Origin of the sequence: Dyella telluris (assembly GCF_014297575.1) — a bacterium.
GTDB classification, from domain to species: domain Bacteria; phylum Pseudomonadota; class Gammaproteobacteria; order Xanthomonadales; family Rhodanobacteraceae; genus Dyella; species Dyella telluris.
This window is the reverse complement of record NZ_CP060412.1, coordinates 3,773,982-3,794,241: the sequence shown is the minus strand read 5'-3', so window position 1 is coordinate 3,794,241 and position 20,260 is coordinate 3,773,982. Positions and strand designations below refer to the sequence as shown.

Annotated in this window: 16 protein-coding genes; 8 read left to right on the top strand and 8 right to left on the bottom strand. The window is 64.8% G+C overall.

Annotation, left to right across the window (positions count from 1 at the left end):
* Positions 1–114: 114 nt before the first annotated feature.
* Both H8F01_RS16595 and H8F01_RS16590 read right to left on the bottom strand, forming a co-directional pair.
* A complete protein-coding gene (locus H8F01_RS16595; RefSeq protein WP_187056164.1) occupies positions 115–1,032 on the bottom strand; it encodes a JmjC domain-containing protein in 918 nt (305 codons plus the stop codon).
* A gap of 65 nt (positions 1,033–1,097) precedes the next feature.
* A complete protein-coding gene (locus tag H8F01_RS16590) occupies positions 1,098–1,382 on the bottom strand; it encodes a hypothetical protein (protein ID WP_187056163.1) in 285 nt (94 codons plus the stop codon).
* Positions 1,383–1,567: 185 nt separating this feature from the next.
* Between H8F01_RS16590 and H8F01_RS16585 the strand changes: the two genes are divergently transcribed.
* From H8F01_RS16585 to H8F01_RS16575, 3 genes are all read left to right on the top strand, one after another.
* A complete protein-coding gene (locus H8F01_RS16585; RefSeq protein ID WP_187056162.1) occupies positions 1,568–2,494 on the top strand; it encodes a M14 family metallopeptidase in 927 nt (308 codons plus the stop codon).
* Between the two features lie 70 nt (positions 2,495–2,564).
* Entirely contained in the window at positions 2,565–3,014 is a 450-nt protein-coding gene (locus H8F01_RS16580) for an NUDIX hydrolase (protein ID WP_187056161.1), read from the top strand.
* Between the two features lie 386 nt (positions 3,015–3,400).
* Complete coding sequence (locus H8F01_RS16575; RefSeq protein ID WP_238481268.1) at positions 3,401–4,477, top strand: hypothetical protein; 1,077 nt, start codon at positions 3,401–3,403, stop codon at positions 4,475–4,477.
* Positions 4,478–4,530: 53 nt separating this feature from the next.
* On the opposite strand, the gene H8F01_RS16570 is transcribed toward H8F01_RS16575, so the two are convergent.
* Positions 4,531–5,319, bottom strand: a complete 789-nt coding sequence (locus tag H8F01_RS16570; RefSeq protein ID WP_187056160.1) for an AraC family transcriptional regulator — start codon at positions 5,317–5,319, stop codon at positions 4,531–4,533.
* 191 nt (positions 5,320–5,510) lie between these two features.
* Here H8F01_RS16570 and H8F01_RS16565 point away from each other — a divergent pair, with 191 nt between their 5' ends.
* A complete protein-coding gene (locus H8F01_RS16565; RefSeq protein WP_187056159.1) occupies positions 5,511–5,969 on the top strand; it encodes a nuclear transport factor 2 family protein in 459 nt (152 codons plus the stop codon).
* 67 nt (positions 5,970–6,036) lie between these two features.
* On the opposite strand, the gene H8F01_RS16560 is transcribed toward H8F01_RS16565, so the two are convergent.
* A complete protein-coding gene (locus tag H8F01_RS16560; protein ID WP_187056158.1) occupies positions 6,037–6,582 on the bottom strand; it encodes a lipocalin-like domain-containing protein in 546 nt (181 codons plus the stop codon).
* A gap of 136 nt (positions 6,583–6,718) precedes the next feature.
* Between H8F01_RS16560 and H8F01_RS16555 the strand changes: the two genes are divergently transcribed.
* From H8F01_RS16555 to H8F01_RS16540, 4 genes are all read left to right on the top strand, one after another.
* Positions 6,719–7,642, top strand: a complete 924-nt coding sequence (locus tag H8F01_RS16555) for a LysR family transcriptional regulator (RefSeq protein WP_187056157.1) — start codon at positions 6,719–6,721, stop codon at positions 7,640–7,642.
* A gap of 548 nt (positions 7,643–8,190) precedes the next feature.
* Entirely contained in the window at positions 8,191–13,500 is a 5,310-nt protein-coding gene (locus H8F01_RS16550) for an autotransporter outer membrane beta-barrel domain-containing protein (protein WP_187056156.1), read from the top strand.
* A gap of 268 nt (positions 13,501–13,768) precedes the next feature.
* Positions 13,769–14,608, top strand: a complete 840-nt coding sequence (locus tag H8F01_RS16545; RefSeq protein WP_187056155.1) for a PP2C family protein-serine/threonine phosphatase — start codon at positions 13,769–13,771, stop codon at positions 14,606–14,608.
* 98 nt (positions 14,609–14,706) lie between these two features.
* A complete protein-coding gene (locus tag H8F01_RS16540) occupies positions 14,707–15,531 on the top strand; it encodes a LysM peptidoglycan-binding domain-containing protein (protein ID WP_238481022.1) in 825 nt (274 codons plus the stop codon).
* Positions 15,532–15,555: 24 nt separating this feature from the next.
* On the opposite strand, the gene H8F01_RS16535 is transcribed toward H8F01_RS16540, so the two are convergent.
* From H8F01_RS16535 to H8F01_RS16520, 4 genes are all read right to left on the bottom strand, one after another.
* The gene (locus tag H8F01_RS16535) at positions 15,556–17,247 is read right to left on the bottom strand and encodes a protein kinase domain-containing protein (RefSeq protein ID WP_238481021.1); all 1,692 of its coding nucleotides are present in this window, start codon (positions 17,245–17,247) and stop codon (positions 15,556–15,558) included.
* The gene (locus H8F01_RS16530; protein ID WP_187056154.1) at positions 17,235–17,759 is read right to left on the bottom strand and encodes an FHA domain-containing protein; all 525 of its coding nucleotides are present in this window, start codon (positions 17,757–17,759) and stop codon (positions 17,235–17,237) included. The genes H8F01_RS16535 and H8F01_RS16530 overlap by 13 nt, the downstream gene beginning before the upstream one ends.
* Positions 17,760–18,005: 246 nt before the next feature.
* Positions 18,006–18,860, bottom strand: a complete 855-nt coding sequence (locus H8F01_RS16525) for an alpha/beta fold hydrolase (RefSeq protein ID WP_187056153.1) — start codon at positions 18,858–18,860, stop codon at positions 18,006–18,008.
* Positions 18,861–19,778: 918 nt separating this feature from the next.
* A complete protein-coding gene (locus tag H8F01_RS16520) occupies positions 19,779–20,183 on the bottom strand; it encodes a GFA family protein (protein ID WP_238481020.1) in 405 nt (134 codons plus the stop codon).
* Positions 20,184–20,260 lie beyond the last annotated feature (77 nt).

Below are 20,260 nucleotides of genomic sequence, written 5' to 3'. Positions count from 1 at the left end.
CTCTTTAGCTTGGGGCGAAAAGCAAGGAAACGCGTCGCAGGATCCTCCGTCAGGGCTGGCGTTGCGGCGGCTGCCTATGTCTTCTGGTGGAGCGACGAAGCGCGCGGATCAAACCTAGTCCGCCACCGCATAGTCACTCTTGCGCAGCAACGACGGACACGCCGGCGGATGCCCACCCGGCCCATGGCACACCACGATGGCCGACCCTGCGGCATAAGCGGCGCGGTCGAACAACGTGTTCACGCCCACATCCGGCGGTGAGATACCCAGCTTGGCGAGCATCTCGCGCATCACGTGCACCCGACCGTTTCGCCGCGTGGCATCGGTGTTGTATGTGAAGCTGATGGTGGTCGACGACTCCTGGCTGGTCTCCACCATGTGCGGGCTGGTCAGCGGCATGTACACGCCCGTGCCCGGACTCAGGCGGAACACATGCGCGCGACGGCGAAACTCTTCCTTCCACAGCGTGCGGCTCAGGTCGTGGCGAAGATGAAAGCAATCGCGCGCGCGATCGCTGCACACCACCCGGTCGTTGGCATCCCACACGTATACCGTCTTGGTGCCGCGTATCTGGAACAGGAACACGTGGCTGCGATCGATATGGAACGGCGTGGCCGTATTGGGCGATGCAGAGAAGATCCACCCGGCGCGGTAATACAGGCCAGGGTCCTTGCGCTCGATCATCGGCTGCATGGGGTTGATCACCTCATCCACCAATGTGCGATAGCGCGGGTCGGCCTGGATATGGCGCAACAACACCCATGCCTTCGCGCTGCCAATGTCACGCAGGGAATCCACCGCGGATTTCGAGGTGGGAAAAAGATTGGACGCATCGTCGAAATCGGTGCCGGCGGTGACATCGCTGTTGAAGGCATACCAGAGCTTGGTGCCCCGGCACCGCTTGCCAAGCTCCACCAGCTCCTGCGTCTGCAACAACGGATGCTCGGTCAACCGGTGATTGAACGGCTGGATACGCCATGGATCAAACGCATCCCAATCCATGTCGATCAACGGCACGGTCTTGTCGCTCATGGTGCCCCCCTAACGTGGCGAACAAGCGCATCCTGCGCAGGCTCAACAAACCCTGTTGGCCGAACTTATACGCTCGCGTTCCGCACCGAAGCAGACGTCTGGAAGGCATACGCCGAGAAAGAAAATGCGAAGGTTTTTCGTGCTGGAAAAATACGCAAAAGCTTTCTTTCGCCAATCATTCGCGTCGACATGTTTTGTTGGCGACACGTAAGTTTTCCGGCGAAAAGCAGGCGAACAACTTCACGCCAACCCATGCCCGCATCGACCCCGCGGAAGGCTTCGTCCTCATCGAAACACCCACGCATGGATGCATGCACGCCCGCCTTCTTCACCTCACGGTTGCAGGCCATGGGGCGCGCTTGCCGACTCCACGTGCTGGCGCCCGTCGGGCGAGGCGGTGCATTCATGTCCGTGCCAAGGGGCGGATTGCGCGGCACTCGCCAGCACGCCATGCCAAGGCCGTGGCGGTCACCCCGATGCCGCTCAGGCCGGGGGCGAATGATAAAGTGCCCCTCCCCACCCGGACGGTTTCAGCATGAGCAACCAGGCTTTCTATCCCATCGGCACCCCCGGCCAGCCCTGGGGCGCGGCAGAACGCGCCGAGTGGCTGGCGCGACAGGTCAAGCACCGCAGCTATGCCGACGACGTCCTGCGCGTGGTCGATGGCCTGCGCGACGCCTACGACGTGGCGCAGTACGGCGAACTGAGCTACGGCACCGAGCACTACCCGCTGCTGGCCGTGCGCAGCCGCGACTGGCGCGATGGATTGCCCGTACTGGTGGTCACCGGCGGCGTGCATGGCTATGAAACCAGCGGCGTGCATGGCGCGCTGCAGTTCCTGCAGCAACACGGCCGCGACTACGCCGGCCGGGCCAACCTGCTGGTCGTGCCCTGTGTCAGCCCGTGGGCCTACGAGCGCATCCATCGCTGGAACCCCGACGCGCTCGATCCCAACCGCAACTTCGTCAAGCACAGCCCGGCCGGTGAATCCGCTGCCCTGGTGGATCTGCTGGAACCGTTGCGCGATATCGCGCTGATGCATATCGACCTGCACGAAACCACCGATTCCGACGAATCGGAATTCCGCCCCGCCCTTGCTGCACGCGACGGCAAGAGCTTCGAACCCGGCGAAGTGCCCGACGGCTTCTATCTGGTGGACGATACCGACCAGCCCCAGCCCGACTTCCAGCAGGCCGTGATCGAGGCCGTGGCCAAGGTCACCCACATCGCCCCTGCCGATGCTCGCGGTGAAATCATCGGCTCGCCGCTGCTCATGCCGGGCGTGATCAAATTCCCGGTGAAGCAGTGGAACCTGTGCGCCGGCATCACCAACGCGCGCTACACCACCACCACCGAGGTCTACCCCGACAGCCCTCGCGCCACTCCACAGCAATGCAATGACGCCCAGGTGGCCGCCATCCGCGCTTCGATCGACTACGCGCTGGCGCATCCGAACGGTTGAGGGAATGGCGGGCTGGGCTTAGGACCACCCCGCTCCCTTTTTCTTTCAGCGACCGGTACCGGAGAGCATCTTGAGGCAGCGGTTTCAGTTGACGACGAGCGTGTTCGTCATCGTTTGCCGGGAAGACAACGTACTGCTGCTACGACGCAGCAACACGGGCTGGATGGATGGTTACCTCAGCCTGCCCGCCGGATCGCATGATGGCGGAGAAACATTGGCCGTGGCGGGTGCGCGGGAGCTCCGGGAAGAAACGGGGCTTGTTGTCAGCCCCGACGCGCTTCGTTTCGCGCACCTCATGCACTGCCGGTCCGGCGACACGTCCGCCGAATGGCTGGGGGCCTTTTTCATCGCGGAACGCTGGGAAGGCACCCCGGCGTTACTAGAGAAAGGAAAGCATGACGAGCTTGGCTGGCATGATGTCAACCGGCTACCGCCAGACGTCATTCCTTACACGGCGCAGGGCATCCGTTGCGCATACGAAGGCGTGTCGTATTCCGACTTTGGCTGGAGCCGCCCGTAGCGGCGCTCGGCCGTAGCCCGGATGAAGCGCAGCGAGAATCCGGGGAGCCCGACGCCCGATGCCACATGGCCCATCGTTTCTACCCATTGCCTTTAGCCCGAAAGTAAATGCGTCCATCCGTTTCGGCCCTCACCACCGCTCCGGAGCCCGTTACGGCACCCGATGGCCCAGACCGCCCAGGGACCACCCCACCCGCACGCCACCGCTGTCCACGTACAAAGCCCATGCGCGTTAACTGAACTCATGTCGCCGCGGCGGTTACTTTTATGGCCTACCCCAGATTCGGGGAACCCCGCTTGAAAGAACCTGTCTAGTTAGCCTGGTCGCAACGTGCGCTGGCGACATGCGTGTGTTCGGTGGGGTCAATGGCTTGAGTTAGGGGTGTGATGGAGCGTTCTGGGCAGGTCCAACATCGTAAGGAGTGGGATGGTGGGCGTGGCCTGGCATTACTCGATACCGAAACGCGTGCAACCCTGGGTCGCAGGCGCTGGCGACAGGCGCCGCTGACACAGCCAGTGCTGACGCTGGTGCTGGCCTTTGTCCTGATCCTGCACGTGTTGTTCGCGGTGGCGCTGTGGCACGAGATGCAGCCCCGCGCGCAGAAGGCGGTAGTAACCCCCCTCGATACCGACCAGGCGCTGATCGTGCGCCTGATCTCGCGCCCCAAAGCGCCACGCGCCGCGCAGGTACCCGAGCCTCCGCAGCCACCCTCGCCTGCCCGCGCGGCGGAGCCGCCGCGCCCCGTGGCAGCCGCACGCACGCCCCCGGTGACGCTGGAGAAGCCTCACCACGACGCCATGGTGGTGCAGGATCACGCCGCAGCCCCCGCGCCGGCGACCTCGGCGCCGTCTGCCATCAACCTGTTCTCGAAGGGCGGTTCGATCCGCTTGCCATCGACAGCGGACAACGCACCCGCACCGGCAAGCGCCAGCACTGCAGCGAAGGCCACTGACGATCGCCAGATCATGCAGCACGACAGCAACCGCATGCAGTACAAGGCCACCCGCTTCGAAAAATACTTCCCGCCGCCGAACGAAACGGCCGGCGGCGCGGTCGGTCGTCATGTCGGCGATGCGCTGAAGGAAATCGCCAAGAGCGTGTGCGACCCAACCAAGAAAAGCACCGCCTTCAACCCGCTGTGCGCCGCACCGCCGCCGCCCGCTTCGCCGATGAATCGCGACGAACGCCTCAACCTGCCGCCGGCACCGCTGGTCAGCGGCATCGATACGGGCAAGACGCCGCCGCTGTCGGGCTGCATCAAGGATTACAGGGATGGCAAGCCACTCGTCTCCGGCTGCCCGATCAACACGCCCGAGCTTGCCTTCAAGGCCGAGATGCGCGAATGCATCGACCTGTACCGCGCAGGCAAGCGCCTCAAGAGCTGGTGCCCGCTGGACACGCCCAAGCGCGCCGCCGCGGAGTCCCCGGCACCGGCGGAATCATCCAGCGTTGCCGGGCATTGATGGTGACGAACAACACGCTGCCAGCTCTCGCACCCTGAGGGAAAGAGCGCGGCCTAAGAACCGGACGGCAAATACTGCCCCGGCGAACAGCCCACCAGCTTCCTGAAGTCGTTATACAGGTGCGACTGGTCGAAGTAGCCCATGTCCTGTGCAAGCGTCGCCCAGTCGATGGGCTCGCCCGCGGTGAGCCGGGCAAGCACGTCATAGATGCGATAACGCTTGATCACCCAGCGGGCGCTTGCGCCGACATAGCGCTGGAACAGCCGCTGGAGTGTCCGTTCCTGCAGGTCGAAGCGGGCGACAAGCTGCTCGACCCGGGTAATTTTCGCGTCACCCGCGATGGCCTCGACGATGTCGCAGACCGTGCCTACATTCGGGTCATCGGCAGGCAGATGTTCCGACAGGAAGGCCGCCGCCGCAGCCACCATGGCGAGATCGTCGCTGCATGCCAGTACGCGGCGCTCGCCTTCCCCGGCGTTGGGAAACACCTGCCCGGCCGGCACGGCGGAGTTGGCGATGGCGCTGACCGGCTGATGAAAGAAGGGATAGAAGGCGCCAGGCCGAAACTTGATGCCAAGGATGCGGCCCTGATCTTTCAGCTCCCGCGCGAAACGCTTCAGTTGCACGCCGTAACACCGCGAGCGACCCGGCGCGAACACCAGATGCACGCACGGGTGCGGCAGCACCACCCGCGCCTGCGGCGCGCGCCCACCAAGATCCCATTGCTCCAGCCAGAAATGCTCGACCCACCGGGCCAGCTCCGCCGGTGGACCGTAGCGCGTGTGACGGTAGGCATCGGGCTCCAGCGAATGATGCAGGACGCCGCAGCCCTGCCCGAACATGCCGCGTTCCGAGGCACTGTGCTGATCGTGACCCGCTTCCGCCCGGTGTCGGCTTTTTCCAATCATCTGCACACGTCTCGCTATCCAATCGAAGTGTGAATGCCCGGTGTCCTGCGTGTGGCATCCGGTGATGCCGCATCAGGCAATGCGCCACTCATCCTAACTCCCACACTCAACAGGCGGCGCTTCCCATGAAAACGATCACGTTGCTTGGCCTTGCGTGTGCGCTTGGCACGGTTGCCGAGGCTGCATTGCCGCCAGCTACAGCCGAGGGCGCATCCTTGAAGGCCATGGATCCGGAGCAGACGGTGGCGCAGAAATTCGATGCGTTCAATCGGCATGATGCCGACGCCATCCAGAGCCTCTACGCGGAAGATGCCACGCTGCAAAGCCCCGACTACCCACAACTGCAGGGAAACGCGAAGATCGCCGACACCTATCGCTGGATTTTCGCCGCCATCCCCGACGCCAGGGACACTATTTCGAGTATCGAAACCGCGGGCAGCAACGTTTACGTCCAGTTCGTCCTCACGGGCCATCTGAAGGATGCGCCGGGCAAAGCCGTCAGCGTTCGCATCATGTCGGTCTACCGGGTCGGCAAGCATCGCATCGAGAGCGATTCAACCTACTACGACCGGAAGACGCCATGACGCTCCAGAAACGCCTATTCACCGGCGCTTCGTCACGGCATGGCGTCCGCCTTGTCGGCAGGCGCTGTTACGAGCGCACGCGCCGCCATACCACTTCGCCATAGGCACCCTCGGCCGCACCGCTGGATGGCTTGGCCACGCGATAGGTCAGCTCGTCGCCCTGCAGGGTGTAACTGGTCTGGCTGCTGCGGCCGTCCCAGTTGGGGAAGGAGGCATGCACGATGTCGCTGTGCATCACCTTGTCATCGGCACTCACATGTCCGTAGTGCGCATTGCTGTCCATCGAGGCAGCGCGATATTCCTCGGGCGTTCCTTTGGATTTGTCGTTGGCCGCAAACGGCAGACGCTTCGCGCGCACGATCTGCATCATGTAATCGCCCTGGGCGTCGATCAGCCACATGCCCGTGGGGTTGGGGCCGTAGAGCTCCACGCGATGGCCGTCGGGATAGACGTTGTCGCAACGGACCAGCGTCCACGCACCGACCAGTGCAGTGGGAACCATGCCATGGTCGGCCATCTCGCCCGGCTTCATGGCGTCCTGCGCGGCCAGCACCGGCGACGCGGCCATGGCGGCGATAAGGCAGGCAACGAACGCCCGTTTGATGAATGACATGGCGACACCTTCGGTGGGGAGGGGATTGCATCGTCACACCGGGCCCTGGCTTTGATAATGGGCCACCGATTTGATTGACCTTCAAATGGCATTTGAAGATGATCCGGCCCAGACCCGCCGCACTGGAGCTGACCTGATGAACCGCTTCAGCGACATGCAGCTTCTTGTCGATGCCGCCGACCTTGGCAGCCTGTCGTCGGCCGGACGACGTGCCGGGCTCTCGCCCGCCGCGGCCAGCGCCTGCGTGCAACGCGTGGAGACCCTGCTGGGCGCGCGGCTGTTCGAGCGCACCACGCGGCAACTGCGCCTGACCGATGAAGGGCGCATCTACATCGCCTCCTGCCGGGTGGCCATCGACACCATGAAGGAAGCCGAGCGCGCGGTGCGCAGCGGTACCGACGCCGTCAGCGGAACGTTGCGCGTATCCGCGCCGTCGGATCTGGGGCGCAACCTGCTGGTTCATATCCTCAACCGCTTCATGGAGCTGCACCCCGACGTGCGCGTGGTGCTGACGCTGTCCGATTCGCTGTCGCGCTTCGTGCCGGACGATGTCGACGTTGCCATACGCGTGGGCCCGCTGCAGGACAGCGACCTCATCGCGCGGCATCTCGCCGACAGCTGGCGCGTGGTGTGCGCATCGCCCGCATGCATCGAGACGCACGGCATGCCGACGCAACCCGACGACCTCGCCGAACTTCCCACGCTGGTGTTGACCACGCAGGCCGGCCCCAGAAACGAGTGGCAACTTGGCGAGGATGTCGTACGCGTCCGGCGTTATCACGAATGCACCGACAGCGAAGTGATACGCACCTGGGCCGTATTGGGACGCGGCTTCGCCTATCGCCAACTCTGGGCCGTCACTGCGGATGTAAGCGCCGGGCGCCTGCAGCTTGTCCACGCACCCGCCTGGTCCGCGCCCTCCCCCATCCACGCGATGTACCACCCCAACGCCTTTCAGCCACCGCGGGTGCGCCGCTTCGTGGACTTCCTACAGGCGGAGTTTTCGGAGCGATTGGCGACCGGGAGCGCGCTCGCGTCGGCGTTCAAGGGAGAACCATGATCCATGGCGTCTGCCTTCAACCCGAAGCAGATGCCTTGCCAACGCATTTCATCCGCGACGCCGGACGACAGGCTCGTGTACGGATCTGGGATCACTAGCAGGTCCATTTGGATCGAGACAAGTGGCGGTTGGTCGGCTTGTGAGCGTTGTGCCCGCCCGTCTAGAGTTAAGAAATCATAAAAGGCTTACGCGGTCGGCGAGCAGGGAGCCAGCGATGACCGCCATTTCACAACCACAGGGGACATGGCGATGACCAAACCGACCAGCTAGTCACGCCCTGCATACGCCGCGATGGCGGATGTCCCCATGCCCGTTTCCTGCACCTGGTTCGCCTTGTAGCAACGCCGGCATATCGTCCGTATCGCCAGCGCATCTGCTGTTGACGCCCCTCTGCTCGCCATGGCGACTCCCTACGCCACGGTCGACTCCACCCGGTCATTCCCCCGTGTTGGCGCCGCGCTGATACGCGCGCGACAGCGCGCACCTGCATCCCCTTCCGCCGCTGGCCGCGCAGGCCGCCGGCGAACCCCACCTGCGAGAAAACAACGATGAACCCCACACAGAGCACCCCGGCACGGAGCGCGCGCGGCATCAAGAAGAGCGAGCTGATCGCCCTGAGCAGCTTGGCGCTGGCGGTGGCCTGCGCGCTACCCGGCAGGGCCGAGGCGCTGGTCTATAGCGTGACCGACCAGGCCTCGCTGGTTGCCGCGCTCAATCAGATCAACGCCACCAGCGATGCCAACGCCACCATCCAGCTGGACAACAGCTTTGCGCTGACCACGACCGGCTCGCTGCCTTCGCCCACCGTGCCGGTGACGCTCGACACGCAGGGCTTCACCCTGACGGGCTACGGTCAGGGCACGGGCAACGGCGTCGTGTTCCCCGGCACGGGAGCCACGCTGACTATTGTCGGTTCGTTGAACGGCGGCAACGGCAACGCGGTGGCCGGCGCTACCTCTGCTGGCGGTTATGGCCTGCAGGTGACTGCAGCCACTGCAAGCGTGGTGAACAACGGCACCATCACCGGCGGCAATGGTGGTGGCGCAGCCGGCGCAGGCGGCCTTGGCGTGGCGCAAGGACCTGGAACGTTCGTCAATGGTGCGACGGGCATCATTACGGGTGGCATCAGTGCGGGCGCGACGACTGGCGGCGCGGGCGTATCGCTACTTCTGGGTGGCAAGTTCACCAACTACGGCACGATTTCCGGTGGCGCATCGCAGACTGGCGCGGTCGGCACAGGCATGACCATCGGTTCGGGCGGCACGCTCAACAACTACGGCACCATCAATGGCGGCGTATCTACCTCGTTGAGCGGAGCGGTAACCATCGTCAACAGCGGCACGATTACCGGCAAGAGTGGAACGGCGGCGTTGACCTTCAACAATACGGGTGGGACGACCGTCGTTAACAGCGGCACGATCCAGGGGGGCGGCGCCGCGGCCATTACCACCGCTGCGAGCCGCACACTCAACCTCGAACTGCAGTACGGTTCCAATATTGTTGGCGATGTCATCGCAGGTACCTCAGGTACCCAGACGCTCACCCTCGGCGGCACCACGGACGCTGCGTTCGACCTTAGCCTCGTCGGCTCTTTCAACCAGTACCAGAACTTCAACACGTTCCAGAAGACCGGCACCAGCACCTGGAGCCTGTACAACGACGGCCTTACGACCACGCCGTGGATCATCCAGGCGGGCACCTTGCAGGTCGGCAATGGTGGCACCACGGGCAGCTTCATCGGCACCGTGACCGACAACGCCAACCTGGCATTCAACCGCAGCGATTCCTTCACCTTCGTCAATCTCATCAATGGCACCGGTACGGTGACGCAGGTAGGCACAGGCACCACCGTGCTGACCGGCACGAACACCTACAGCGGCGGCACCGTCATCGATGCAGGCACGCTGGCCGTGGGCAGCAATCTGAACCTCGGCGATGCGGCGGGCAGCATCACCTTCAATGGCGGCACGCTCAACACCACGGGCGACATCACGACGGCGCGCACCGTGATCCTGAATGGCACGGGCACGCTGCAGACCGATACGACCACCACTCTCGAACTCACCGGCTTGGTCAGCGGCGCGGGCGGGCTGGTGAAGACCAGCGGCGGCACGCTGGTGCTGAGCGGGGACGACACCTACACCGGTGGCACCACGATCAACACCGGCACCTTGCAGATCGGCAACGGCGGCACCACCGGCAGTATCGTCGGCAACGTAACGAACAACTGGGCGCTGGTGTTCAATCGCTCGAACGTGCTCACGTATGCCGGTGCGATCTCGGGCTCGGGCTCTGTCGCGCAGAGCGGTACCGGCACCACTGTGCTGACGGGTACCAACACCTACACCGGCGGTACCAGCATCGATGCAGGTACGCTCCAGATCGGCAACGGCGGCACCAGTGGCAGCATCGTCGGCGATGTCACGGACAACGGCGCACTCGCGTTCAATCGTTCGGACGCTGCAACCTTCTCGGGCGTTGTTTCCGGCACCGGTTCGCTGGCGCAGAACGGCACCGGCACCACCGTGCTGACGGGCACAAATACCTACACGGGTGGCACCACCATCAACGCCGGCACCTTGCAGCTCGGCAACGGCGGCATCACCGGCAGCATTGACGGCAATGTCACTGACAACGGCACGCTCGCTTTGAACCGCTCCGACGTGGTGACCTTCGCCAACGTCGTATCGGGCTCGGGCACGCTGGCGCAGAACGGCAGCGGCACCACGGTGCTGACCGGTACGAACACCTACACGGGTGGCACCACGATCAACGCTGGCGCGCTGCAGATCGGCAACGGCGGCACCAGCGGTAGCATCGTCGGCAACGTCACCAACAACGCCGCCCTCGCGTTCAACCGCTCCGACGTCATCACGTTTGCCGGCGTCGTTTCCGGCACTGGCTCCCTGGCGCAGAACGGCACGGGCACCACGGTGCTGACCGGCACGAACACCTATACGGGCGGCACCACCATCAATTCGGGCACGCTGCAGGTTGGCAACGGCGGCACCAGCGGCAGCATCGTCGGCGACGTGACGAACAACGCGGCGATTGTGTTCGATCGCTCGGATGCACTCGTCTACGGCGGCGCTATCTCCGGCACGGGCACGCTGTCGCAGAACGGCACCGGCATCACCGCACTGACGGGCAACAGCACCTACACCGGCGGCACCACCATCAACGCCGGCACCCTGCAGATCGGCAACGGCGGCAGCACGGGCAGCATCGCCACCGACGTCACCAACAACGGCACACTGGCCTTCAACCGCAGCGATGCCTACACCTTCGGCAACGTGATCAGCGGCAGCGGCTCGGTAAGTCAGTCGGGCGCGGGAACCACCACGCTGACCGGCATCAACACCTATACCGGTGGCACCACCATCAACGCCGGTACGCTGAGCGTGGGCAGCGATGCGAATCTCGGCGCTGCGGCCGGCGGCATCACCTTCAACGGTGGCACGCTCAACACCACGGCGAACATCACCTCGGCGCGCGGCGTGAGCCTTAACGGCAACGGCACGCTACAGACGGATACCGCCACGACGCTCAACCTGACGGGCATGGTGAGCGGCAACGGTGGCCTGGTGAAGAGCGGTGCAGGCACGCTGCTGCTCTCGGGCACGAACACCTACACCGGTGGCACGGCCATCAACGCGGGCACGCTGCAGCTGGGCAACGGCGGCACCACCGGCAGCATCGTCGGCAACGTGGTGAACAACGCGGCGCTCGTCTTCGACCGCTCGGATGCGGTGACCTTCGGCGGCGTCGTTTCCGGTACGGGCTCGCTGGCTCAGAACGGCACGGGCACCACCGTGCTGACCGGTGCCAACACCTACACCGGTGGCACCACGATCAGCGCCGGCACGCTGCAGCTCGGCAATGGCGGCACCAACGGCAGCATCGTCGGTGACGTCACCGATAACGCGGCGCTGGTGTCCAATCGCTCCGACGCCTTCGTGCTGGCAGGCGTGATTTCCGGCACCGGCTCGCTGCTGCAGGCTGGCAGCGGCACCACCGTTTTGGCAGGCAACAACACCTACACCGGCGGCACCACCATCAGCGGCGGTACGCTGCAGCTCGGCAATGGCGGCACCAGCGGCAGCGTGGTGGGTGGCATTGCCAACAGCGGCACGCTGGTGTTCGACCGCTCGGACATGGTGGACTTCACCAACGCCATCACCGGCAACGGCAGCGTGGTGCAGGCAGGCACGGGCAACACCGTGTTCAACACCGCACAGACCTACACCGGCGGCACCACCATCAATGCGGGCACGCTGTCGGTGAACGGTTCGATCACCAGCGCAGTGCAGGTGAATGCGGCCGGCACGCTGGGCGGCACCGGCACCATCTTCGGCAACGTGACCAATGCGGGCACGGTGGCGCCGGGCAATTCCATCGGTACGCTGACGGTGGCTGGCAACTACATCGGCCAAGGCGGCACGCTCGCCATCCAGGCGGTGCTGGGTGAGGACACCTCGTCGACGGATCGCCTGGTGGTAACCGGCAATACCTCGGGCAACACCAACGTCAAGGTCACCAACATCGCCGGCGCGGGCGCACCGACCGTCGAAGGCATCCGCATCATCAACGTGCAGGGTGCGTCCAACGGCAGCTTCAGCCTGCTGGGCGACTACGTGTATCAGGGCCAGCAGGCCGTGGTGGCGGGTGCGTATGCGTATCGCCTCTATCAGGGCGGCGTGAGCACGCCCACTGATGGCAACTGGTATCTGCGTTCCGAATCGACCGCAACGACCACCCCGCCTGTCACGACGCCTCCTGTCACCACCCCGCCGGTGACGACGCCGCCCGTCACCACGCCGCCGGTGACCACGCCGACGGATCCGACCACCCCGCCCGTGACGACGCCGCCGGCAACGACCAACCCCGCGCCGCTGTATGCCCCGACCGTGCCGCTCTACGAAGCCTATGCCGGCGTGCTGCAGCGACTGAACCAGATCGGCACGCTGCAGCAGCGCGAAGGCAACCCGGATTTCAACGGTGCCTCGACCGCCGATCCGCACAGCGGTGCCGCATGGGTGCGCGTTTACACCGATCACGCGGATCTCTCGCCGGAAACCTCCACCACGGGCACCAGCTACGGCGTGACCACGCAGAAGGTGCAGGTAGGCGTGGACGGCATGCTGCATGAAGGCAGCAGCGGCGTGCTGGTGGCGGGCCTCACGGCACAGTCCGGCCAGGCGACGTCCAACGTGGCATCCAGCTTCGGCGAAGGTCGCATCAAGACCGACGGCTACGGCGTGGGCGCCACGCTGACCTGGTACGGTGCCAGCGGCTTCTATGTGGATGGCGTGGCGCAGTGGAACCGTTACCGCAGCGACATCGACTCCTACACGCTGGCGCGCCAGGTGGCGAACAACAACCATGCCTCGGGTGTCGACCTGAGCGCGGAAGCCGGCCAGAAGTTCGCGTTGAACGACGAGTGGTCGCTGATTCCGCAGGGCCAGCTGACGTATTCGTCGGTGCGCTTTGATGGCTTCACCGACGCCTACGGTGCCGCCGTATCGCGCCAGGACGGCGACAGCCTGACCGCCCGCGCCGGGCTGGCGGTGGATCATGAAAGCAGCTGGCACGGCGACGCGGGCATGAACCGCGCGCACGTCTACGGCATCGCCAACCTGTACTACGACTTCATGGACGGCACCAAGACCGACGTGTCAGGCCTGACCCTGAACAGCAAGAACGCACCACTGTGGGGCGGCCTGGGCATCGGTGGTTCGCTGGCATGGAAGGACGGCCGCTACCGCCTGTTCGGCGAAGCGCTTGCACAGACCAGCGTGCAGCACTTCGGCGACAGCTCGTCGTACAGCCTGCGCGTCGGCTTCAACATGCGCTGGTAATGGATGGCGCGCCGGGCCATGCACTGGCCCGGCGCGCCCCGCTCCACCCACGGTTGATCGGGCCGATGCCAGCGTCCGGCCCAACGCAAACGCTCACCCCTGCCTTTCGGTGAGGCGCATCACGAAAGCGTGGGCAGCGGCCCTGCCCATGCCAGGATGCCCTTGTGGCGCCTGCGTGGCGATGTAGGCTCTGCATGTCGAGGGGTGCCATGCACCCATGCCCGGCCCATCAAGGGGATGATGCCGGGGCAGCCTCAAAGGGGGGGAAGTGGATAACGCGATCGATGAGCGGACGCTTCCCGGCGTCGCGGGTGGCCGGGCACGTGGCGGCCGGGACACGCAGCAGGACGACCTTGTCTGCCTGCATGACCCGCTGACACACACCTATCTGCTGGTACTGGCCGATGGCATGGGCGGCGATGGCGCGGGCGAGCTTGCCTCGCAAGGCGTGATCGACTCGACCCGGCGCCTGTGGGCGCAGGGCACCTGGCGTGACCAGCCCACCTCGCTGTTCCTGGAGTCGGTGTGCCAGGCCGCGCATGCCGAGCTTCGCCTCCGCCAGCAGCAGCTGGCGAACGGCTCGCCCCACTCCACCGTGGTGGCCCTGCTGGTGAAGGACCAACGCATCGCCTGGGCCCACGTGGGGGATAGCCGCCTGTACCGGTTTGATGGCCATCAGTTGCTGGGCCGCACCGAAGATCACAGCCTGGCGCAACTCAGGTATCAGCGAGGCGAGATCAACGAACAGGACCTTGCCACGCACGACGATCAACAATTCCTGCTGCGCGGACTGGGCGGCCCCGAGGGGCCGGTGGTTGAACATGGCAGTGGCGAACTGCGTCGCGGCCACGCATTCGTGTTGTGCAGCGATGGCGCGTGGACGCAACTGCAGGACGAGGAACTCGGGCGCTTCGTGCAGCGTCGCGATCAGCAACAGGCACTGAGCGAAGCCATTCACCTGGCCGTCGAACGGGGCGGCCCCATGGGCGACAATGTGTCGCTGATTTTTGTGCGCCCACGCACAGGCGGGTTCTGGCCCTCCCTGTGGCAGGCGATGTTTCCGGGACGGCGACGCAAGGCGCCGGCCACCTTGCAGGACGAGGCATGAGTTTGATGTTTGCGGTTGGTTCCAGCCCACGCGTCGCGGCACGCGCAACACGGGTTATATGTTTCGCAGTGATGCTCGGCGCGGCCGGTTGCAGCCAGGTGGGCGCCCTCAAATCCAAGGTGGGCAGCGCCTTCAGCGGAACACCGGCAGCCACCGGTGCGCAGGCTTCCACGGTGCCGGACAACGGCGAGCCGTTGAGCCTGAGCGCCATCACCAACACCTATCTGCTGCCCGGTCGCTATGCCGATGGCGAGCAACAGCTGCGCCGCTACCTGGCCAAATACCCCAACGACCGCGCCGCGCAGAACCTGTTGCGCCAGCTCACGGTGGACCCGAAGGTGGCGCTGGGCGCCACGTCCCGCTCCTACGTCGTGCAGGCGGGCGACAGTTACAGCACGCTGGCCGCTCGCGACCTGGGCGACTCCAGCCAGTTCCTGGTGCTCGCGCGCTATAACGGCTCGACCAATCCCTCCACGCTTCGCGCCGGCGAGACGATCCGCTTGCCGTCGATCAGCGCGCGTGCGTCGTCGCGTAGCAGCGCAAAGGAAACCTCGACCAGCGTGGCCACGACGGCCAGCACCTCCAACGCGACCCCGTCCAACGAGTCACCTGCGGCAAAAGCCCAGCGACTGCAGGCAGAGAGCACGGCCCTGCTCCGGCAGGGACAGAAAGACCAGGCCATGGCGCGCCTGGATGAGGCACTGACGCTGGATCCTCATGTAAAGCCGGCTGGTGATCCTGCCGTACGCGCGCCTCTGCTGGCCTCATACCACGAGCGCGCCGTGGTGCTTTACCGGGATCAGAAACTGGATCAGGCCATTGCCCTGTGGGATCGCATCCTGGCGGTCGATCCCGGCTACGAACGCGCCGTGATCTATCGCGCGCGCGCGCTGGAACTGCAGCACCGCCTCAACCAGATTTGAGCCGCACCCGCCTGCGCTGCCGGCTCATTTCTCCGGCGGCGACACCACCACGGTGGGTTGCCCGGCGGGCTGGGCCGATGGGCCACGCGCTGGCGTGGCATCCGCCGGGTGGCGCGATTCCAGCGCACTGCTCATCAGGTTGAACGAGGCGAACAGCTGACCGAGTTCGTCGCGGCGCGCAAGTCGAATGCGGTGCTGGTACTCCCCACGAGCCACGTGCATGAGCGCGTCACTGAGCATGGCCATCAAGGCCAGCGGCTGGCGGAACAACCAGTACGCCGCGCTCACCAGCGCCAGCAACGTCACCAGCAAGACGGCCATGATCACGCCCAGCGTGGTGCGCTGCGCGGCGACCAGCGGTGCATTGCTCACGCCAAGACGCAGCTCGCCGACACTTTTGTCCTGATACCGGATGGGCACGTCGAAGACCGTCATGCCGTCCAGCCCCACGGGATGGCCGGCATACCGCTTGATGTCGGGCGAGGAAACCAGTGACTGGGCCGCGCCGGCATCAGCCAGCGGCAGCCCCCTTTCCGACGCCCGCGTGCTGGCCACCACCTGGCCCTGGCGATTGGCGATGGCGAGGTAATGAATCTGCTCGTTGCGCGACACATCCTGCACCAGTGCGCGTGTGGCCGCCTCGTCGCCCAGCAGCAGGTTCTCCGCCGCCTCACCGGCCACGATGCGGCCCAGCGAACTGCCGAAATCGGTGGCAAGCCCGTTCACCGCAGTGTTCTGTTTGGCGTAGATGCCTGCCAGCCCCAGCAGCAGCACCAGGCAAAGGATGGCGCCCAGCGCGCCGATCCAGCGCAGGCGCAGCGAAATGATGCGCGAGGCGATGGGGGTTTCATGAGTGCGCTCGTATTCGCGGCGCGCCAGGCGCAGGTCGTTGATCACCTCCGCACCGGATTGGTAACGCGCCTCCACCGTCGGCGCCAGCAACGTGCTCACCACATCCGTCAGCAGCGCGGGCGCCGCGGGATCGAGCGGTGTCACCGTGGGGCGCGGGTGGCGCTGGCGTTCGACGATCAACTGCTTCACGTCCGGCATGTCCGGCCAGGGCAACTTGCCGGTGATCAGCCAGTGCAGCACCACGCCCAGCGAAAAAAGATCGCTGCGTTCATCCGCCGGCTCGCCGCGCAGGCGTTCCGGGGCCATATACGCGGGCGTACCACCCACCGGCTGGCTACCGGCGAAACGCTTCTGACGCGCCCGCCGCTCGGCCACGCCGAAGTCGCTGAGCTTGGCGTAATGCCAGCCGTCGGCCAGCATGATGTTTTCCGGCTTCACATCCTGGTGGATGATGCCCTGCCCGTGCGCATGATCCAGCGCCGCAGCCATCTGCGAGACCAGCTCAATCGCCATCGCCAGCGGCGGCAGGCCTTCGCGCGCCACCAGGCTGGCCAGCGTGTCGCCCGGCAAACGCTCCATGGCGATATACGGTCGCCCGTCGTCGGTTTCCCCGCTGTCGAAAATCGTGACGATATTCGGGTGCACCAGCTGCCCTGACGCTCGCGCTTCCAGCAACAGGCGCCGATCAGCGCCGGTATCGGCGGCGTCGCGATGGAGACATTTGATCGCCACCGGCCGGTCGATGCCAGGATCGAAACCGGCATAGACCACCGCCATCGCGCCCTCGCCCAGGATGCCGTCGATGCGATAGCGACCGATATGCGCCGGCAGCTCAGGCTTGCCCACGGCGTTCAGGACAGCCACCACCACAGCCCGGCCGCAAGCACCGCCAGTGCAAGCAGGCCCGCCAGCAAAAGGGGGCCGGTGCGCTTGCGTTCGCCGGGTTCGCGGGTCAGGAACACAAACTCCACCTGCCCGAAGCGGAGGCGGTCGCCATGCTTGATGCTGGCCTCGTGGACACGCTTGTCGTTGACGAACGTGCCATTCGTGGACAGCGTATTCATCACCACGTAATGGCCCTGCTGGTTGATGATCCACGCATGCGCCGAGGAAACGCTGGGCTCGTTCACCACGATGTCGTTGTCGTCGCGACGACCAATGGTCTGCCGACCGGCACGCAGCGAAAAGCGGTGACCTTCCAGCCCGGCACTCATCCCCTGCAGCACCGGCTCGCGCTCGCTGGCGTGGCCGTGGGACGAAGCACCGGCCTCCGCGGCCCATTGGCTCAGCTCGCCGCTGGAAAACAGCTGCGTGCCCTGCGTGCCCGCGAGGCGCCGGCCGGATGAGGCGGATGGGGTGTGGCGGGGGGTTTCCATCAAACGCCTTGGCAAGTGAATCGCGCGGAACGTAAAGCTACCGAATCGGCCACCGGTCCACAAACTTGAGTTCGCACCGAAGCTGACGCGTGGCTGGATATGGTGTTTTTCGCCGCCCCCGGCCGGCGGGGCTGCCAGGTCCGGATGTCGCCGATTCCGCGCTTGCGGGAGCCCAGAAACGCTGTGGCAGGGAAACCGAAATCTCCCTGCCACGGTCAAACGCGGGCATCGCGGGGGAAATGCGGGCTATGACGCTTCCCTGATGAACGCCAACAGGTCCGCGTTGATCTGGTCAGCGTGGGTGGTTGGCATGCCATGAGGCAGGCCCGGGTAGGACTTCAGCCTTCCGTGTTTGAGCAGCTTCCACGAAACGGCACCGGTCGTCGGAAACGGGCAGATCTGGTCGTCCTCGCCATGCATGACAAGCACAGGGATCTGGATGGCGGCCAGGTCGTCATAAAACTCGGTTTCCGATAGCACGCGAACGCACTCGGTGTGCGCTATGGCACTTCCCATCATGCCCTGGCGCCACCAGTTCTCGCGTACGCCTTCGTCGACTTGTGCGCCCGGCCGGTTGTAACCATAAAACGGAATGGTGATGTCCTTGTAGAACTGGGCACGGTGTTTTGCTGTTCCGTCGCGAATGCTGTCCACCACATCTTGCGGTACACCATCCGGGTTCCTTTCGGTCTTCCTGAAAACCGGCGGGATGGCACTGATGAGGACGGCCTTCTTGACACCCTTCGGGTGGCGAGCAACGTAGCGGGCCACTTCACCGCCACCAGTCGAATGCCCGATATGAACCGCATCCGTCAGACCCAGATGCTCCGACACGGCGAAAGCGTCGTCCGCGTACGTATCCATGTCGTGCCCTTTGGACGTCTGCGTTGAACGCCCGTGTCCGCGGCGGTCATGGGCAACGACACGGAAGCCTTCTTTCAAAAAGAACATCATCTGAGCGTCCCAGTCGTCGGCGCTCAAAGGCCAGCCGTGATGGAAGAAGATCGGCTGACCGGATCCCCAATCCTTGTAAAAGATCTGAGTTCCGTCACTCACCGTCACGTACCCACTGCCCGTACTCGAATCAGCCTTCTGGCTCATGGTCCTGCCCTTCTATCTGGATGGATGGGAAGTGCAACCGTTGACGTTGCGGCGGGCGGCAGACGCAACCCTTCAAAGGTTGCCTTGGTCGGGTATAGGAACAGTGAAGCGGACTTGCAGAGGGTGATTCGGGTAAATGCCTGCCCAAATCGCTAGTTTCGAAGGCAACTGATTTCACCCGGGTTTGCGCACGATGCGGTTGTCCCGAGAGCGCCCTGCCTCCCCAGGAACCCTTCCGAGTGGCCGCTTCAGCCAGAAGCCGACCCGGGAAGTTCGACGCGCATCCGTAGCCCGGATGAAGCGCAGCGAGAATCCGAGATCGCCCCGCCCGACAAGCACGCTGTCTGCCGTATCCGTGAATCCCGGATTCCGCCGTTGGCTCCATCCGGGCTACGAGTGCTTTCGGCTCCACGCGCGCATCCATAGCCCGGATGAAGCGCAGCGAGAATCCGGGATCGCCCCGACCGACAAGCACGCCATCTGCCGTATCCGTGAATCCCGGATTCCGCCGTTGGCTCCATCCGGGCTACACGTGCAAAATCTTCCGCTCCAGCCCGACACCGACCCGGGAAGTTCGGCGCGCATCCGTAGCCCGGATGAAGCGCAGCGAGAATCCGGGATCGCCCCGCCCGACAAGCACGCCATCTGTCGTATCCGTGAATCCCGGATTCCGCCGTTGGCTCCATCCGGGCTACGAGTACTTTCGGCTCCACGCGTGCATCCGTAGCCCGGATGAAGCGCAGCGAGAATCCGGGATCACCCCGCCGGGCAAGCACACCATCTGCCGTATCCGTGGATCCCGGATTCCGCCGTTGGCTCCATCCGGGCTACATGTGCTGAACCATCCGCTTTCGAACCGACGCAGGCACTTACCAATCACCCTCGCCAACCGGTGTTACTCATCAAAGCAGCGATGACTCAGAACCAATAGTCGGTGACGCAACGACCGTCCTGCGGTAGATCTTCGGTGGCGGTGAGCCCGTTGTGACGGACGATGGGAATCTGCGCGACGCTGTCCAGATCTGCCATCCGCAGATTGACCCCCATCGGGCGCCGCCCATTCTCGCTGTCTTTCAAGCCTCGCCAGTAAGCCACGCAGCCGCAGACGGAGCAAAAATGAAACTCGACCCACCTGCCCTGCGTGTAGGTTCGAGTCGGACCCAAGACCTGAATACCATCCCCTTCAAAGTCATACGCCCACAACGCACCGTAGCGGTGACATGCGGTGCAATTGCACACGGTGGCTGACTCGGGCATTCGTTTAAGGTGCCATTGAACGGCACCGCAGCGGCAAGAGCCGCGGATCGTTTCTGCCTTGGTCACTTGAATCCCTCCTCTGGCCATGCTCGATCAAGCTGGCGTGCCGTTGCATCTTGCCGGAACTTTAGGGATGCCAGTGC

What these genes read in the sequence shown, in the direction of transcription:
- H8F01_RS16565 (WP_187056159.1), top strand. Translation starts at nt 5,511, where the DNA reads ATGAAAACGATCACGTTGCTTGGCCTTGCGTGTGCGCTTGGCACGGTT.
- H8F01_RS16585 (WP_187056162.1), top strand. Translation starts at nt 1,568, where the DNA reads ATGAGCAACCAGGCTTTCTATCCCATCGGCACCCCCGGCCAGCCCTGG.
- H8F01_RS16570 (WP_187056160.1), bottom strand. Translation starts at nt 5,319, where the DNA reads ATGTTCGGGCAGGGCTGCGGCGTCCTGCATCATTCGCTGGAGCCCGAT.
- H8F01_RS16530 (WP_187056154.1), bottom strand. Translation starts at nt 17,759, where the DNA reads ATGGAAACCCCCCGCCACACCCCATCCGCCTCATCCGGCCGGCGCCTC.
- H8F01_RS16595 (WP_187056164.1), bottom strand. Translation starts at nt 1,032, where the DNA reads ATGAGCGACAAGACCGTGCCGTTGATCGACATGGATTGGGATGCGTTT.
- H8F01_RS16575 (WP_238481268.1), top strand. Translation starts at nt 3,401, where the DNA reads ATGGAGCGTTCTGGGCAGGTCCAACATCGTAAGGAGTGGGATGGTGGG.
- H8F01_RS16555 (WP_187056157.1), top strand. Translation starts at nt 6,719, where the DNA reads ATGAACCGCTTCAGCGACATGCAGCTTCTTGTCGATGCCGCCGACCTT.
- H8F01_RS16525 (WP_187056153.1), bottom strand. Translation starts at nt 18,860, where the DNA reads ATGAGCCAGAAGGCTGATTCGAGTACGGGCAGTGGGTACGTGACGGTG.
- H8F01_RS16560 (WP_187056158.1), bottom strand. Translation starts at nt 6,582, where the DNA reads ATGTCATTCATCAAACGGGCGTTCGTTGCCTGCCTTATCGCCGCCATG.
- H8F01_RS16550 (WP_187056156.1), top strand. Translation starts at nt 8,191, where the DNA reads ATGAACCCCACACAGAGCACCCCGGCACGGAGCGCGCGCGGCATCAAG.
- H8F01_RS16590 (WP_187056163.1), bottom strand. Translation starts at nt 1,382, where the DNA reads ATGGCCTGCAACCGTGAGGTGAAGAAGGCGGGCGTGCATGCATCCATG.